The sequence below is a fragment of the Ensifer sp. R-19 genome (genome assembly GCF_049905105.1).
Lineage (GTDB): Bacteria > Pseudomonadota > Alphaproteobacteria > Rhizobiales > Rhizobiaceae > Ensifer.
The window spans coordinates 756478-770215 of the sequence record NZ_CP184569.1 but is presented as its reverse complement, the minus strand read 5'-3'; the positions used below and the strand labels follow the sequence as shown (position 1 = coordinate 770215).

The 13738-nt window shown below is 62.0% G+C and carries 15 protein-coding genes; 5 read left to right on the top strand and 10 right to left on the bottom strand.

The genetic code is table 11. From position 1 onward, the window contains the following. Window positions 1-162: 162 nt before the first annotated feature. The 8 genes from ACN9MO_RS03675 to feuN all read right to left on the bottom strand — a co-directional run bounded on the left by ACN9MO_RS03675 (window position 163) and on the right by feuN (window position 7428). Window positions 163-618 carry a cytochrome c-type biogenesis protein gene (locus tag ACN9MO_RS03675; protein ID WP_112995398.1) on the bottom strand — a complete coding sequence of 152 codons (456 nt, stop codon included), beginning with the start codon at window positions 616-618 and terminating at the stop codon, window positions 163-165. Continuing rightward, window positions 615-2603: a heme lyase CcmF/NrfE family subunit gene (locus ACN9MO_RS03670; protein ID WP_113132793.1), complete on the bottom strand. Its 1989-nt coding sequence runs from the start codon at window positions 2601-2603 to the stop codon at window positions 615-617. The genes ACN9MO_RS03675 and ACN9MO_RS03670 overlap by 4 nt, the downstream gene beginning before the upstream one ends. Continuing rightward, complete coding sequence (gene ccmE, locus ACN9MO_RS03665) at window positions 2600-3052, bottom strand: cytochrome c maturation protein CcmE (protein WP_057250386.1); 453 nt, start codon at window positions 3050-3052, stop codon at window positions 2600-2602. The genes ACN9MO_RS03670 and ccmE overlap by 4 nt, the downstream gene beginning before the upstream one ends. Then, a complete protein-coding gene (ccmI, locus tag ACN9MO_RS03660) occupies window positions 3049-4191 on the bottom strand; it encodes a c-type cytochrome biogenesis protein CcmI (protein ID WP_113132794.1) in 1143 nt (380 codons plus the stop codon). The genes ccmE and ccmI overlap by 4 nt, the downstream gene beginning before the upstream one ends. A gap of 132 nt (window positions 4192-4323) precedes the next feature. Further along, on the bottom strand, window positions 4324-4767 hold the full coding sequence (locus tag ACN9MO_RS03655) for a hypothetical protein (protein WP_057250390.1): 444 nt from the start codon (window positions 4765-4767) through the stop codon (window positions 4324-4326). Window positions 4768-4984: 217 nt separating this feature from the next. Then, window positions 4985-6370 (bottom strand): sensor histidine kinase, encoded by a 1386-nt coding sequence (locus ACN9MO_RS03650; protein WP_110879845.1) that lies wholly within the window; start codon window positions 6368-6370, stop codon window positions 4985-4987. Then, window positions 6360-7031: a two-component system response regulator FeuP gene (feuP, locus tag ACN9MO_RS03645; RefSeq protein ID WP_034789361.1), complete on the bottom strand. Its 672-nt coding sequence runs from the start codon at window positions 7029-7031 to the stop codon at window positions 6360-6362. Before feuP ends, ACN9MO_RS03650 begins: the two co-directional genes overlap by 11 nt. A 142-nt stretch (window positions 7032-7173) precedes the next feature. Further along, a complete protein-coding gene (gene feuN, locus ACN9MO_RS03640) occupies window positions 7174-7428 on the bottom strand; it encodes a two-component system FeuPQ modulator FeuN (protein WP_057250394.1) in 255 nt (84 codons plus the stop codon). A gap of 839 nt (window positions 7429-8267) precedes the next feature. Here feuN and ACN9MO_RS03635 point away from each other — a divergent pair. Further along, complete coding sequence (locus ACN9MO_RS03635; protein WP_173515957.1) at window positions 8268-8408, top strand: hypothetical protein; 141 nt, start codon at window positions 8268-8270, stop codon at window positions 8406-8408. Between the two features lie 225 nt (window positions 8409-8633). After that, window positions 8634-8972: an MmcQ/YjbR family DNA-binding protein gene (locus tag ACN9MO_RS03630; RefSeq protein ID WP_057250396.1), complete on the top strand. Its 339-nt coding sequence runs from the start codon at window positions 8634-8636 to the stop codon at window positions 8970-8972. Window positions 8973-9162: 190 nt separating this feature from the next. Here ACN9MO_RS03630 and ACN9MO_RS03625 read toward each other — a convergent pair whose 3' ends face one another. Beyond that, on the bottom strand, window positions 9163-9630 hold the full coding sequence (locus tag ACN9MO_RS03625; protein WP_057251076.1) for a YcgN family cysteine cluster protein: 468 nt from the start codon (window positions 9628-9630) through the stop codon (window positions 9163-9165). 163 nt (window positions 9631-9793) lie between these two features. On the opposite strand from ACN9MO_RS03625, the gene ACN9MO_RS03620 reads away from it, so the two are divergent. From ACN9MO_RS03620 to ACN9MO_RS03610, 3 genes are all read left to right on the top strand, one after another. After that, a complete protein-coding gene (locus tag ACN9MO_RS03620; protein WP_057250398.1) occupies window positions 9794-11995 on the top strand; it encodes a transglycosylase domain-containing protein in 2202 nt (733 codons plus the stop codon). A gap of 147 nt (window positions 11996-12142) precedes the next feature. Next, window positions 12143-12730 carry a DUF1214 domain-containing protein gene (locus tag ACN9MO_RS03615; RefSeq protein ID WP_058325572.1) on the top strand — a complete coding sequence of 196 codons (588 nt, stop codon included), beginning with the start codon at window positions 12143-12145 and terminating at the stop codon, window positions 12728-12730. After that, on the top strand, window positions 12723-13268 hold the full coding sequence (locus ACN9MO_RS03610; RefSeq protein ID WP_057250402.1) for a DUF1254 domain-containing protein: 546 nt from the start codon (window positions 12723-12725) through the stop codon (window positions 13266-13268). The genes ACN9MO_RS03615 and ACN9MO_RS03610 overlap by 8 nt, the downstream gene beginning before the upstream one ends. A 267-nt stretch (window positions 13269-13535) precedes the next feature. On the opposite strand, the gene ACN9MO_RS03605 is transcribed toward ACN9MO_RS03610, so the two are convergent. Beyond that, on the bottom strand, window positions 13536-13706 hold the full coding sequence (locus ACN9MO_RS03605) for a hypothetical protein (RefSeq protein ID WP_176707512.1): 171 nt from the start codon (window positions 13704-13706) through the stop codon (window positions 13536-13538). Window positions 13707-13738: the final 32 nt, after the last annotated feature.

Sequence of the window (13738 nt, the reverse complement as noted above, 5' to 3'; positions counted from 1 at the left end):
GGCGACAGCGAAGAGGGACACTGCTCAAGCCCGTTCCAAAGCGTGGGCCATCACAAATGGCTCCGCTCTCCAACCGGAGAGATCCCCAACGGTTTCAACATGTTGGCCTGGAGACGAGGAGCGCGAAGCGGCAAATTGCGCCACGTCGCTTTTTGACAGACGTCAGGGCTGAAGCAGCTTCTTCAGCTTTTCCTTTTCATCCTCGGAAAGCGGCGTTCCCTTTGCCTGGGCGCCGCGCCGGCGGGCCGCAATGACAAGGGTGATCGCCCCGACGAGCAGCAGGGTCGCGGGCATGCCCCACAGGATCAGCGTCTTTGTCTCGAAGCGCGGCTTCAGCAGCACGAATTCGCCGTAACGGGACACGACATAATCGATCACCGCTTCATCGCTGTCGCCATTGGCCAGGCGCTCGCGCACAAGCACCCGCAGGTCCTTGGCGAGCTCCGCATTGGAATCGTCGATCGACTGGTTCTGGCAGACCATGCAGCGGAGCTCGGCCGAGATCGCCCGCGCCCGCGCTTCCAGCGCGGGATCGGCGAGCACTTCGTCCGGATTGACCGCGAAGGCCGAGCCGATCGGCGAGAGAAACAGCAGAAGCGCCAGCAGCAGACGGGTCATTCGGCAGCTCCCACCGGTACTGTCTTCGCCCGCTTGGCCCGGGCCGGCGCGCCGACGCGCAGGCGACGGTCGCTCAAGGACACGAATCCGCCAGCTATCATGAACAGGGTTCCGCCCCAGATGCAGAGGATCATCGGCTTCCACCAGATGCGCACGACGATACCGCCTTCGCTGATCTGGTCACCGAGCGAAACATAGAGCTGGCTGAGGCCGAAGGTGCGGATGCCCGCTTCCGTCGTCGGCATGCGGCGCGCCTGGTAGAGGCGCTTCGACGACCAGACCTCAGACACGGCAACGCCGCCGCGGCTGATGGTGAAGTGACCGGATTCTTCGGTGTAGTTCGGGCCGCTACCGTTACGCATGCCATCGAAGCGCAGGGTGTAGCCGCCGGCATCGACCGTCATGCCGGGCTTCATCTCGACCACGGTCTCGGTTTCGAACGCCGTGACGGCGACGATGCCGATCAGGGTGACGCCGAGACCGATATGAGCAAGCGCCGTGCCGAAGGCGGAGCGCGGCAGGCCGGTGAAGCGCCGCCAGGCAACGTTGCCCGCGACCTTGCCAAGACCGGAGCGCAAGGCGAGATCCGTCAGGGAACCGGCGATCAGATAGACGCCAAGAGCGATGCCGAAGAGCGCCAGGACCGGGCCGCCATTCATTGCGTAATAGTAGCCGGTACCGAACACGAGACCGACCGCAACCGCAGCGAAGAGCCGCTGGGCGACGCCGACCAGGTCACCGCGTTTCCAGGCGAGCAATGGACCGAACGGTACCGCGAAGAGCAGCGGCAGCATCAAGAGACCGAAGGTCATGTTGAAGAACGGCGGACCGACGGAGATCTTGTCGCCGGTGAGCGCCTCCAGCACCAGCGGGTAGAGCGTGCCGGTCAGCACGGTCGCGGCCGCCGTCGTCAGGATCAGGTTGTTGAAGACAAGGGCGCCTTCCTTCGAAATCGGCGCGAAGATCCCGCCGGCTTTCAGATGCGAGGCACGCAAGGCGAAGAGTGTGAAGGCGCCGCCGATGAAGAAGACGAGGATGGCGAGAATGAAGATACCGCGCGTCGGATCCGTGGCGAAGGCATGAACCGAGGTCAGCACGCCTGAACGTACGAGGAAGGTGCCGAGCAGCGACAGCGAGAAGGTCATGATCGCGAGCAGCACGGTCCAGATCTTCAGCGCTTCGCGCTTCTCCATGACCAGGGCCGAATGCAGCAGCGCCGTGCCCGCGAGCCAGGGCATGAAGGACGCGTTTTCCACCGGGTCCCAGAACCACCAGCCGCCCCAGCCAAGCTCGTAGTAGGCCCAGTAGGAGCCCATGGAAATGCCCGCAGTAAGGAACGTCCAGGCGGCAAGCGTCCACGGGCGCACCCAGCGCGCCCACGCGGCATCGATCCTGCCCTCGATCAAAGCGGCAATCGCAAAGGAGAAGCAGACAGAGAAGCCGACATAACCGAGGTAGAGCAGCGGCGGATGAATGGCGAGGCCGACATCCTGGAGGATCGGGTTCAGGTCCTTGCCTTCACCAGGCGCCGGGATCAACCGCGCAAACGGATTGGACGTCAGCAAAATGAAGAGCGCAAAGGCCATCGCGATCCAGGCCTGGACCGCAAGCACATTCGCCTTCAGCGTTTCCGGCAGGTTGCGCCCGAAGGCTGCGACCAGTGCCGAGAAGAACGTCAGGATCAGCAGCCACAGCAGCATCGATCCCTCGTGGTTCCCCCACACACCCGAGATCTTGTAGATCAGCGGCTTCAGGGAATGGGAGTTTTCCCAGACGTTGCGAACCGAGAAGTCCGAGGTCACATAGGCGAAGGTGAGCACAACGAAAGCGAAAGCGACCAGCAGAAAACAGGCGACCGCTGCGCTTGACGCCAGTTCCATCAAGCCGCGATCGTTCAGCCGTGCTCCGAGGATCGGCAAAGCGGCCTGGATGACCGCGGTCGCCAATGCCAGGACCAGCGCGTAGTGTCCGAGCTCGATGATCATTTAATGGTTTCCTTCCCGCTGAGCTCAACGCCCTGGGCCTTCAAGCGGTCGGCGACGTCCTTCGGCATATAGGTCTCGTCATGCTTGGCGAGAACCGTATCCGCCACGAAGACGGAACTCCCTTGAACGAAGGCTCCCTCCGTCACCACGCCCTGCCCTTCGCGGAACAGGTCGGGCAGGATGCCCGTGTAGGTTACCGGCACGCCGGCAAGCGTATCGGTGACGGTAAAGGTGACCGTCTTGCTGTCGCCGCGTTTCACCGACCCCCCTTCAACCACACCGCCGAGGCGGATGCGCGTACCCGGAGAGACGTTCGCCTTGGCGAGATCGCTCGGCACGTAGAAATAGGCGATCGCCTGGCTGAAGGCGAACATGACAAGAAAGGCTGCGAGAACCAGGAAGCCGACGCCGCCGCCGATGATCGCCAGTCTTTTTTGTTTGCGCGTCATTGCGTCACTCCATCGGTCGCAATCCCGAGTTCACGAGCAAGCGTCAGGAGCTGTTTGCCCCCGTCGCCATCGGCCGGGAAGGTCTTCAGGCCCTCCTTTAGCGCTGCCGCGGCCTTGTCTCGTTGATCAAGGACAACATGGGAGCGGATCAGTCGCGCCCAGCCTTCGAGGTTATCTGGATTTTCCTTGAGGCGGCTTTCGAGGCTTTCGACCATGCCGCGGATCATTTCCTGACGATCGCCGGAGCTCATGCTCTCGGCGGCAGCGACATCCTCGGCGTTCGGATTGCCAGGTGCGGCAGCGCTGCTGGTGCCGGCGCCCGTCAGCTCTGCCACATGCTGCTTGACCAGCGGCAGCCATGGCGCGTCCGCAGGCGACGTCGCGACCAGCCTGTTGAAGGCAGTCAGCGCCTCCTCCTTCTTGCCTTCCTGCTTGAGACCGAGGGCAAGGTAGAATTCCGAGCGCGGATCATTGGGGTCGAGCGTCAGTGCCTGCCGGAGCGCCTCCTGCGCCTTCGTCGTCACGAGGCCGTCGGATTGCACAACGAGCGCCTCCGCGTATCCGCCGAGACGCGCCGGCGTCGGCCCCAGCAAGCGGATCGCCCGGTCATAGGCGTCAACCGCTTCCTCAATGCGGCCGTTGCGCATGTAGATCGGCGCGAGCAGATCCCAGCCGGCGCCATCGTTGGGGTTCACCGCAAGGTGATTTTCAGCCTTGGCGATCAGGACATTGATGTCGCCGTTGGGATCGGCAAGACGAGCGGCAAGCGGCTGAGCCGGCACGCCCGGGTTCCCCGTCAGCAAGTAAAGACAGAGCCCAACCACGGGAAGACAGAGCAGCACGAATACCTGGGCCAGACGATTGGCCCCGCGCCGCGGCGAAACGGCCGTCGCCACAGCGCGATCGCTGTCGCCGGCTGCCAGCAATCGGCGCGCCACTTCGGCGCGCGCAAGCTCGGCATCGTCGCTGCCGATCAGACCGCTGTCCTGATCGCGCTTCAGTTCGTCGAGTTGGTCGCGATAGACCTCGATGTCATGGCTGTGGGGAGACGATGGGGCTTCCCCTGCCCGCATCAGCGGGAGGATCAGCACGGCGGCGACGGCCGCCGTCAAAGTGGCGACGAGGATCCAGAACAACATGGACGCTCAATACTATGAGGCCCATGCCATTCCAACTCGAAAACCCGTCATGACGGAGATTTGAGGCGTTTCGCCGCAACGGCCGGCCAAGCCCGTCCCTGACAACGCTCGGACGCCTCAGAGAAGCTGCGCTCAGGTCAGCGGCGTCCAGCTGCCGTCGGGATTGCGGCACGCGGCACCCCGGGCCGTCTTCGCCTGGGTCTTGACCGTGACGGTATGGCTGTACTGGCGGCAATTCTGCGATCCGACCTGATAGGGAGCGGCCGCAACGACGGAGCCGCTGACGCCGCGTCCGTTCCAGGTCACAGGCTGGCCACCCGGTGCCGCCTCGAGTGCGCGATACTCCGCCTCAAGCGCCCGCTGGCGGTCGGACGTACCGATATCGAGATCGGCAAGGCGACCGATCACGCCGCCCTGAAGCGCAGCGATGTAGGTTGTCGAGGAGACAGCGCGGGTCGCGGTCGAACCGAGGCCAGCGACAGCACCCTTGCCGCCCGAGGTGGAGCCGCAACCGGCAAGAGCCACGGCCGACGCGATCACCACGATCCTACCGCCAACGACAAAAGTCCGTGTCATTTCTGCCTGGTTCCTCATGATCCGCGACACTCAATCATCCCTATCCGAAGCCGCATTCAAGAACCCCATGCATTCGGGTCAAATGACGACTTGTCCTTGATTTTCTTTTGGCATTCCCCGCCTGCCGAGGCAACGGCGCGCCCTGCCGATGTGACATTTTCGAGCACGGGTGTGACACCTAGATCACGAAACCGCGCACGCCCTTCCTCATCTTGCACTAGGCCGCGGCCGGCAACAGGAGCTGCGCGCGCAAGCCCCCTTCGTCCCGTCGCGACAGCGTAATGGTGCCTTGATACTCCCGCACGATCTCGCTGACGATCGAAAGCCCGAGCCCGGTTCCAGGCTTGCTTTCGTCAAGCCGCTTGCCGCGCTTCATCGCCAGCGCAATCTGGTCGGGATTGAGCCCCGGGCCGTCATCATCGATGTCGAGCACGATCCACTGCCTCCCGGGTTCCTTCGCATGCAGCTCGACCGGCGCCGGCCGCACGTTCAGCCACACCTCGCCACGGGCGTGGCGGGCGGCATTTTCAAGCAGGTTGCCAACGGTTTCCTCGACGTCCTGCAATTCCATCGCGAGCACCAGTGCCGGCGGATTGATCGACAGATGGACCTGCTTTTCCGGGTTGAGCTTGCGCATCACCCGAACCAGGCGTTCGAGCGCCGGCTGCGCCTCGGTCCTCGCCAGGACGGATTCACGCTGCGCCGCGATCCGCGCGCGGCTGAGATAGGACTGAACCTGCATCTGCATCGCATCGACCTGGTTGCGCACCAGTTCGCCATGCGACGCATCCAGCACGCGGGCCTCGTTGAGGAGCACGGCGATCGGGGTCTTCAAGGAATGCGCGAGGTTGCCGACCTGCATGCGCGCACGCTCGACGATGCGGCGGTTGCTGTCGATCAGCGCGTTGACTTCGTTGGCCAGCGGCTGGATTTCGCGTGGGAAGGCTCCATCGAGCCTCTCGCTTTCGCCGGTGCGGATCTTCTCCAGCGAGCGACGGACCTGATCGAGCGGACGCAGGCCGAAGAGGATGGTCAGCGCGTTCATCCCGAGACCGCCAAGACCGAAGATGGAGAGCGCGATGGTCAGGTTTCGGGTGAAGCGATTGATGTCGGCTTCGAGGACATCACGGTTGCCGGCCACGCGAAAACGCGCGGTGTGGCCCTGAATGTCGAGCACGACCTCGGTCTCGGACACCTCGACCTCGTTACCGAACGGATCCTTGGTGGTGTAGAACCGGACGTAGCCGGTGTCGAACGGAACCTCATCGACGCTGGCGATCGGCAGCTTGCCGTTGCCGAGTGACGTCGAGATCAAGGGCGGTGTGTCGAATTCGCCGATCGGATCGACGATCCAGTACCAGCCGGTCTGCGGCTGCGAAAAGCGGAGATCGCCGAGCTGCGGGCTTCCAGAGAGGACCGTCTTCTCGTTGACCGAAATCGAATTGACGACATTGAAAAGCTGCGCGCGCAAGAGGTCCTTGAAGCCGCGCTCGGAGCCCTGCCGATAGAGTTCGGAAATGACCACGCCGATCACGACCAGGGCGACGACCGCCCAGACGGTGGAAACCGCCAATACGCGGGCTGTGAGCGATCTAATTGCCATTGCCCGGCGCTTGCATTCGGTATCCGAGACCGCGCACCGTTTCGATCAGGTCGTTACCGATCTTCTTGCGCAGCCGGCCGATGAACACTTCGATCGTATTGGAATCGCGGTCAAAATCCTGGTCGTACATATGCTCGACCAGTTCCGTGCGCGAAACGACCTGGCCCATGTGGTGCATGAGATAGGAAAGCAGCCGGAACTCGTGCGACGTCAGCTTGAGGGCCACGCCATCGACGGTTGCCTTGGAACCCTTGGTATCGAGGCGCACCGGGCCGCAGACGATCTCCGAGCTTGCATGGCCGGCAGCACGACGGATCAGGGCGCGGATGCGAGCGAGAACCTCTTCGACATGAAAGGGCTTGGCAACATAGTCGTCGGCGCCGGCATCGATGCCCGCGACCTTGTCGCTCCAGCGATCGCGCGCCGTCAGGATCAGCACCGGCATGGTCTTGCCATCGCCGCGCCACTTCTCCAGAACCGTGATGCCATCCATCTCCGGCAGGCCGATATCGAGGATCACGGCATCGTAGGGCTCGGCGTCGCCGAGATAGTGCCCCTCCTCGCCGTCATAGGCCTGATCGACGACATAGCCGGCCTCCTTCAGCACTTCGGCGAGCTGCCGGTTCAGGTTGGCGTCGTCCTCGACAATCAGAATGCGCATTCGCCTCTACTTCCTCTCGCGGCCATCCCCGCTGCTTGTTTCGCTAAATCCTAGCCGATTTAAGGACAGAAACATGCAGGCATTCAAAGCACTGCAGCGACCTTTTCGCATCGGACAAGACGCACGGTACTGCAGGGATCGCTTACATCGGCACCTTGACGGTCACCTTTTTCGGTCGCCCACCGTTACCGGGAACGAGCACCGTGATCACGCACTGGCCATCGGACGTCGGTTGTGCCGACAACAACTCGCCGCCGGTGTCGGCGACCACCTGTGCAGCGGCCGCGCTGCAATCGCCGGCCACACGGACGACATTATCCGACGGCACGTTGATCGCAGGCGGGCTGAAGCCCGCGAGGCCTGCAGCAAGCGCGGCTATGATCACTGGTGAAGACATGAACGCACTTTCGACTTGGGAAGCATCATGGCAGAAGCAATAACCGAATGAGGCTGAATGGCAAATGAATGTCGGCCTTCCGAGCCACCAGGAACCCATTGGAAAACCCACAGACTCAACTGGAATTCCGACCCTAGATTGCAGCGATTCCATCCCTGACGGAACCCGGGCCAAGGCCCTCGTTCGGCAAGCGATAGCCACTTCATGCGACAGTTTCATCTGCGCGGCTGCTGGGAGAACAGAGCTTGAAGCTCACCGGCCTTGGTCGTGGCAGCCTTTTGTTAAGTATGTTTCGCTAGACTTCAGACGTCGTCATAGGCTCGCGCGTCGCGATGGCCAGGGCATCCGCCATAGCCCGAACACTGAGACAGCACATCAAGCAGGAAGCGATTCCCGATTCCTTTGAATCCCTTGGCGGCGATCGTTCGAAAACTGAGTCAACACCCTGCGAGGTTGAGTCAAGTCGATCGCAGCCCGATTCCGGCAGCCAGGCTAAGCCACTGACACCCTTCGATTTCATAGCGATGGTTTTCGCCCCCTAGCGCGCAAGCGTGCCGACGTTCGGCACATCCTATTCGTGCCTGAATACGTGAAGCTTGGCGTTCGCGTACAAAGAATAGACGTTCGCAAAATTACTTCAAAAGAACAGCCAATTTAGTCGCATCTGAACTACCACATCTGTGAATTGACGGACGGCTGTGGATCAACGAAAAATTAATCGATTTAAATATTTTTCAATCGTTTAAATGATTTAAGCCACTGATTTACAAAGTCTTTACGATATGAAATTGTCCGCCGCATCAAACGTCATGAAACCGTCATAGGCCCGGGAGGATCGGATGCAGACGCTCGCCAACAACCAGCCCGCATCTCAGCAGTCCAAAGTACCGCAATCGCTGCTCGACCGTTTCGAAAACGAATGGCGCGCCATGCGCGCTGCCGGCGAAAGCACCCCGAAGCCGATCCAACCGGCTGAGTAACGCCTGTCAACGGCGCATCGATTGTCGCGCGCCATGACCCTCCCAACATAGAGAAGACGCAACACGGAGTTGAACCTTCGGGTCGGGATGAAACACGTCCTGCAATGCCGCGTGTTCCGTCGCCGCTCGAACGGATAGGCGCCGTGGCAAATGCTGCGGCCCTTCGATTTTTGTGGCGATTTTCAGCCTTTTGGCCATTCGGAAAAACCATGTTACTCTTCCCGAATGCTAACCGAAGAGATCGAAAAACTCGCGCTAAGCTTGCCGGGAACGGAAGAAAACGCGCATTTCGGCACACGGGACTTCCGGGTGGGAAAGCGCATTTTTATGAGCTTGCCGGAAGCGGGTCGCGCGGTCTTCAAATTCACGCCTGACCAGCAGCGCATGCTTCTGGAAATGGAGCCCGGGGTCTGCGCCGCCGTGCCCGGCGGCTGGGGCGACCGCGGCTGGACCTCATTCTACTTCGTCGAAGCGGACGAGGGTCTCGTCCGCCAGTCGATGGAAACCGCCTGGCGTAACGTCGCGCCGAAAAACCTCGTCAAGAAGAACGGTGGCAGTCACTAAAGCCTGTCGCGCAGAAGTGCGCAGCGGTTTTGCGATAACGACATGCGAGATATAAAAAACTTAAAGCGCAAGGAGCGAATCTGAATGATCGCGACGCGCATTACGCTGGATCGAAAAGCGGATAGCCGCCTCGCCGGAATGCAAAGCGCTCCGCTCTCAGGGCGATTGCGAAGCGCCGGCCGGTCCCCTCTCAATCCACGCTTTCCTGTCCCACTTCCAGCGGCCAGGTGACGAGATAATCTTCATAGTCTTCGATATCGATGCCATCCTCGGCGACGGTGCGGCCACGCACCGAAATGCCTGCAGCATGAACCGTGTCCGGGTCGCCTGAAACCAGCGGGTGCCACCAATAGAGATCGCGCCCCTCGGCAACGAGGCGGTAACCGCACGTCGGCGGCAGCCAGGTGATCTCGCGCACGGCCTTGGGTGTCAGTTGGATGCAATCGGGCACCGTCGCCTGCCGGTTTTCATAGTCCTTGCAACGACAGCTCTCGCCATCGAGCAAGGTGCAACGGATCGAGGTCCAGGCGATCTCGCCGGTATCCCAATCCTCCAGCTTGTTCAGACAACAGAGCCCGCAGCCGTCGCAAAGGCTTTCCCACTCCGTATTGGTCATGTCCTCAAGGCTTTTCGCCTTCCAGAAAGGCATTTCGCCCATCGTCATCACACTTTCGTCAAATAGCCCGCGATACAGAAATTTCGCAGAAAATTGCCGGTTTTTTAAGGCCGGCGGCGCGATATGCAAGTAGATTGGAATTTGACGTCGTGCAAATATTGCCCGGCGCCGGCATGATGCCACAAAGCCTTCAGGACGTTGAGACGTGCGGGAACCGAGGAAAGACGATAACCGGCCGAAAAAACGGCACATCTTTCTCAGGGTCGACTCCTGGATCGATTCCACGGTCTGGAATGCCGGCTTCAAGCTGTCGCAATGGTGGGAAGATACCACCATCTTCTTCCGCCGTTTCCGCGTCACAGGCTGGAAAAAGGTCGTCTTCGAGGTGCTCGGCGAAGGCATGAACTGGGGCACCGTCGGCTCCGTGCTGATGCTGGCGCTCGCGCTTCCCGCCTTCGAGGAAACCAAGGGAAACTGGCGCGCCCAGAGCGATTTCGCCGTCACCTTCCTCGACCGCTACGGCAATGAAATCGGCCACCGCGGCATCATTCACGAAGATTCCGTGCCGATCGACGAACTGCCTGACCATCTGATCAAGGCGGTGCTGGCGACCGAAGATCGCCGCTTCTTCGACCATTGGGGCATCGACTTCCTCGGCCTTGCCCGGGCGATGACCGAGAATGCCCGCGCCGGCGGTGTCGTCCAGGGCGGCTCGACACTGACCCAGCAGCTCGCCAAGAACCTGTTCCTCACCAACGAACGCACGATCGAGCGCAAGATCAAGGAAGCCTTCCTCGCCGTCTGGCTCGAATGCAACCTTTCGAAGAAGGAAATCCTAAGGCTCTATCTCGACCGCGCCTATATGGGCGGCGGCACCTTCGGCGCGGCAGCGGCAGCGCAGTTCTATTTCGGCAAGTCGATCACCGATGTCAGCCTGGCGGAATCGGCGATGCTGGCCGGCCTCTTCAAGGCACCGGCCCGTTACGCGCCGCACGTCAACCTGCCGGCCGCGCGCGGACGCGCCAACGAGGTTCTGAGCAACCTCGTCCAGGGCGGGCTGATGACGGAAGGCCAGGTGATTGCGGCGCGGCTCACTCCCGCAACCGTGATCGATCGCGCCCAGGTGAAGGCACCCGACTTCTTCCTCGATTGGGCCTTTGACGAAGTCCAGCGCATCGCCCGTCCCTTCGCGCAGCACTCGCTGATCGTGCGCACCACGATCGACATGGGCCTGCAGAACGCTGCCGAGGACTCGGTCGAATCGAGCCTGCGCCAATATGGAGAGAGCTTCCATGTGAAGCAGGGCGCGCTCGTGATGATCGAAAATGGCGGCGCGTTGCGGGCCATGGTCGGCGGCCGCGACTATGGCGAGAGCCAGTTCAACCGGGCGACCCGCGCGTTGCGCCAGCCAGGCTCTTCCTTCAAGGTCTACACCTACGCAGCGGCGATGGAAAAAGGCATGACGCCGGAAACGGTCGTCGTCGACGCACCGATCACTTGGCGCGGCTGGTCACCACAGAACTACGGCCGCAGCTATGCCGGGCGTATCACCATCCTCACGGCGATCGCCAAGTCGATCAACACCATCCCCGTGCGCCTCGCCAAGGACAAGCTCGGCACCGATCTGATCGCTCAGACCGCCAAGGCAATGGGCATCGAAACACCGCTGCGCACCGACAAGACGATGCCGCTCGGTACCTCCGAAGTGACAGTGCTCGATCAGGCGACCGCCTATGCCGTGTTTCCGGCCGGCGGCATGCAGTCGCGCCGCCACGGGATCAGCCAGATTCTCAACTATGACGGCGACATTCTTTACGACTTCGGGCGTGACGAACCGCCGGCGCGGCGCGTGCTTTCGGAAACCGCAAATACATCGATGAATTCGATGCTGACGCAGATTCCGATCATCGGCACGGCGCGCAAGGCTGCGCTCGACAACGGCATTGTCGTCGGCGGCAAGACAGGCACGACGCAGGCCTATCGCGACGCCTGGTTCGCCGGCTTCACCGGCGACTATACGACCGCCGTCTGGTTCGGCAACGACGACTACACGTCCACCAACAACATGACCGGCGGCTCCCTGCCGGCGATGACCTTCAAGCGGCTAATGGACTATGCCGAGCAAGGCATCGAGCACCGCGCTATCCCCGGCGTCACCGCCCCGACGGCGCCGGCGAAGCAGCCAGAGGTCGCGACGGCCAAGCCGGACGAGAACGCCCTGCCGCCACTCGTCCGCCCGCGCTCGTTGTCGGCCGAGGTCACCCGCCTGCTGCGCACGATCGGCGAGACCTTCGAAAAGGCCCCAGCACTGAAAGCGCCAGAAAAGGCCGGCGGCAGGCTCGCCGCCCTCGGCGCTGCCGAAGAAAAACGCTCCGGACAGACGGACCCCAATGCCGCCAGCAACTAAAGTCTCCCGGCCAGGCCCGCGGCATCCATCTCATCGTGAGGCCGCGCGCGCCCCGTCAGTCGCCGTTGCGCCGGGCGCCAATTTCGGCGAGATATGGAGGCAACCCCATGTTGCCCCGCCGCCGAACGATTTCCGATAGAGCCGCCCTTGTTTCGAATCCCCTTCCTCGTCGCCCTCGCTCTTGCCATCGCCTTCGGCGGCGGCATTGCCTCGGCCGTATGGGCGCTGAAGGCGACCGTCGGTTTCGGCTCGATCGCGATCGGCCCGTGGGTTGCTTTTCCGGAAGCGCAGACGATCAATGCCGATCCCTATGCCAAGGCGCACCGGGCGCGCGCGGGCGAACTTCTGTACGGTGGCGCCGAAGGATTGATGTTCAGCGCCCAGACCGACGACAAGGGCCAGAAGCTCCAGGCGACCTGCTCCTATGACGTCACGGGGCTGACGCCGCAGGCTCGCTTCTGGACGCTTTATGCCGCGAATGCCGACGGCCTGCCGTTGCGTCCCGGCTCCGACCTGCCCTCGGCCCTCAATTCCTGGACGGTGCTGCGTAGCGAAAACAGCAATTTCACTATCCATGTGTCGCCGAACGCCCAGCCGGACAATTGGCTGGCCGTGCGCCATGCGGGGACCTTCCGGCTGGTCCTGACGCTGCTCGACACGCCGACTGCAGGTTCCTCGGGCCTGATCGACCTCGCCATGCCTGTTATCACCAAGACCGGGTGCGGCGATGCGTAAGGTTCTCTTCGCCACGGTCCTCGGCCTCGTAGGCGCCGCCCTGCTGCACATCATCATCATCCTGTCGCTGCCGCAATTTACCGGCCGCGACGCCTATACCCGCGTGCTGGGGCTGCTCGAGATGGACAGTTTCTTCGCGCTGACGAGCACGCCGGGGTCGACCGGCCTTGCCAATGACGATCCCTATCTCAGGGCGGCCGTTTGCAGCTTCTCGATCTCGGACGGGCCGGCGCGCTTCCTCGCCAGCGGCAGCGTGCCGTTCTGGTCGCTCGCGGTCTTCGACAGCAATTCGAACGAAGTCTTCAGCATGAACGACCACACGGCGGTCAACGGCAAGCTCGATCTTGTCGTCGCGACGCCGATTCAGCTGGTAGAACTGCGCAAGTCTCCGCCGGAGGCACTGGCACAATCGATCATGGTGGAGATGAAGGAACAGGACGGCTACGCCGTTTTGAGAGCGATGGCGCCAGTCGACAGTTTCGAGGAGCAGGTCCGCAATTTCCTTGCGGAATCAAGCTGCGAGCCATTTCGGCGCTAGAGTATCCCGCTTTCAAGTGGAATCACTTGAAGCGGAAAGATGCTCTAGAAACAAAGTGCTAGAGCGACCTTAGTGCGTTCATTTGAACGCACGGCGCTTTAGATGCTTCGGACGTGAAGGCATCTGACCGCGCTGTCGCGGTTGCGCGCGGCAGACAGCCAACGCAAAGACTACGTTCAGTGCAGGAATTATGGTGAAGGACCCTGAGGTTTCGGGCCAAGGACGCGCGCCCGGTCGTAACCGGCCGCCGATGCGGGAAATCGAACGTTACTGCTTCTTGATCCGGCGTCCATCGGGTGCCGTCGGCTGCGGGTCGCGGTCGAGGCGTTCGTAGCGGATACCGGTAAACAGAAGCACTTTGGCCCCGCCCGATATGGCCGGCGGTCTACGCGGCGGTACGCGAACCTTTCGGTCCTGAATTCTGATCACGTCTGCCATGCTCGTCTCCACAAAGTCTTGAGACGGATGAA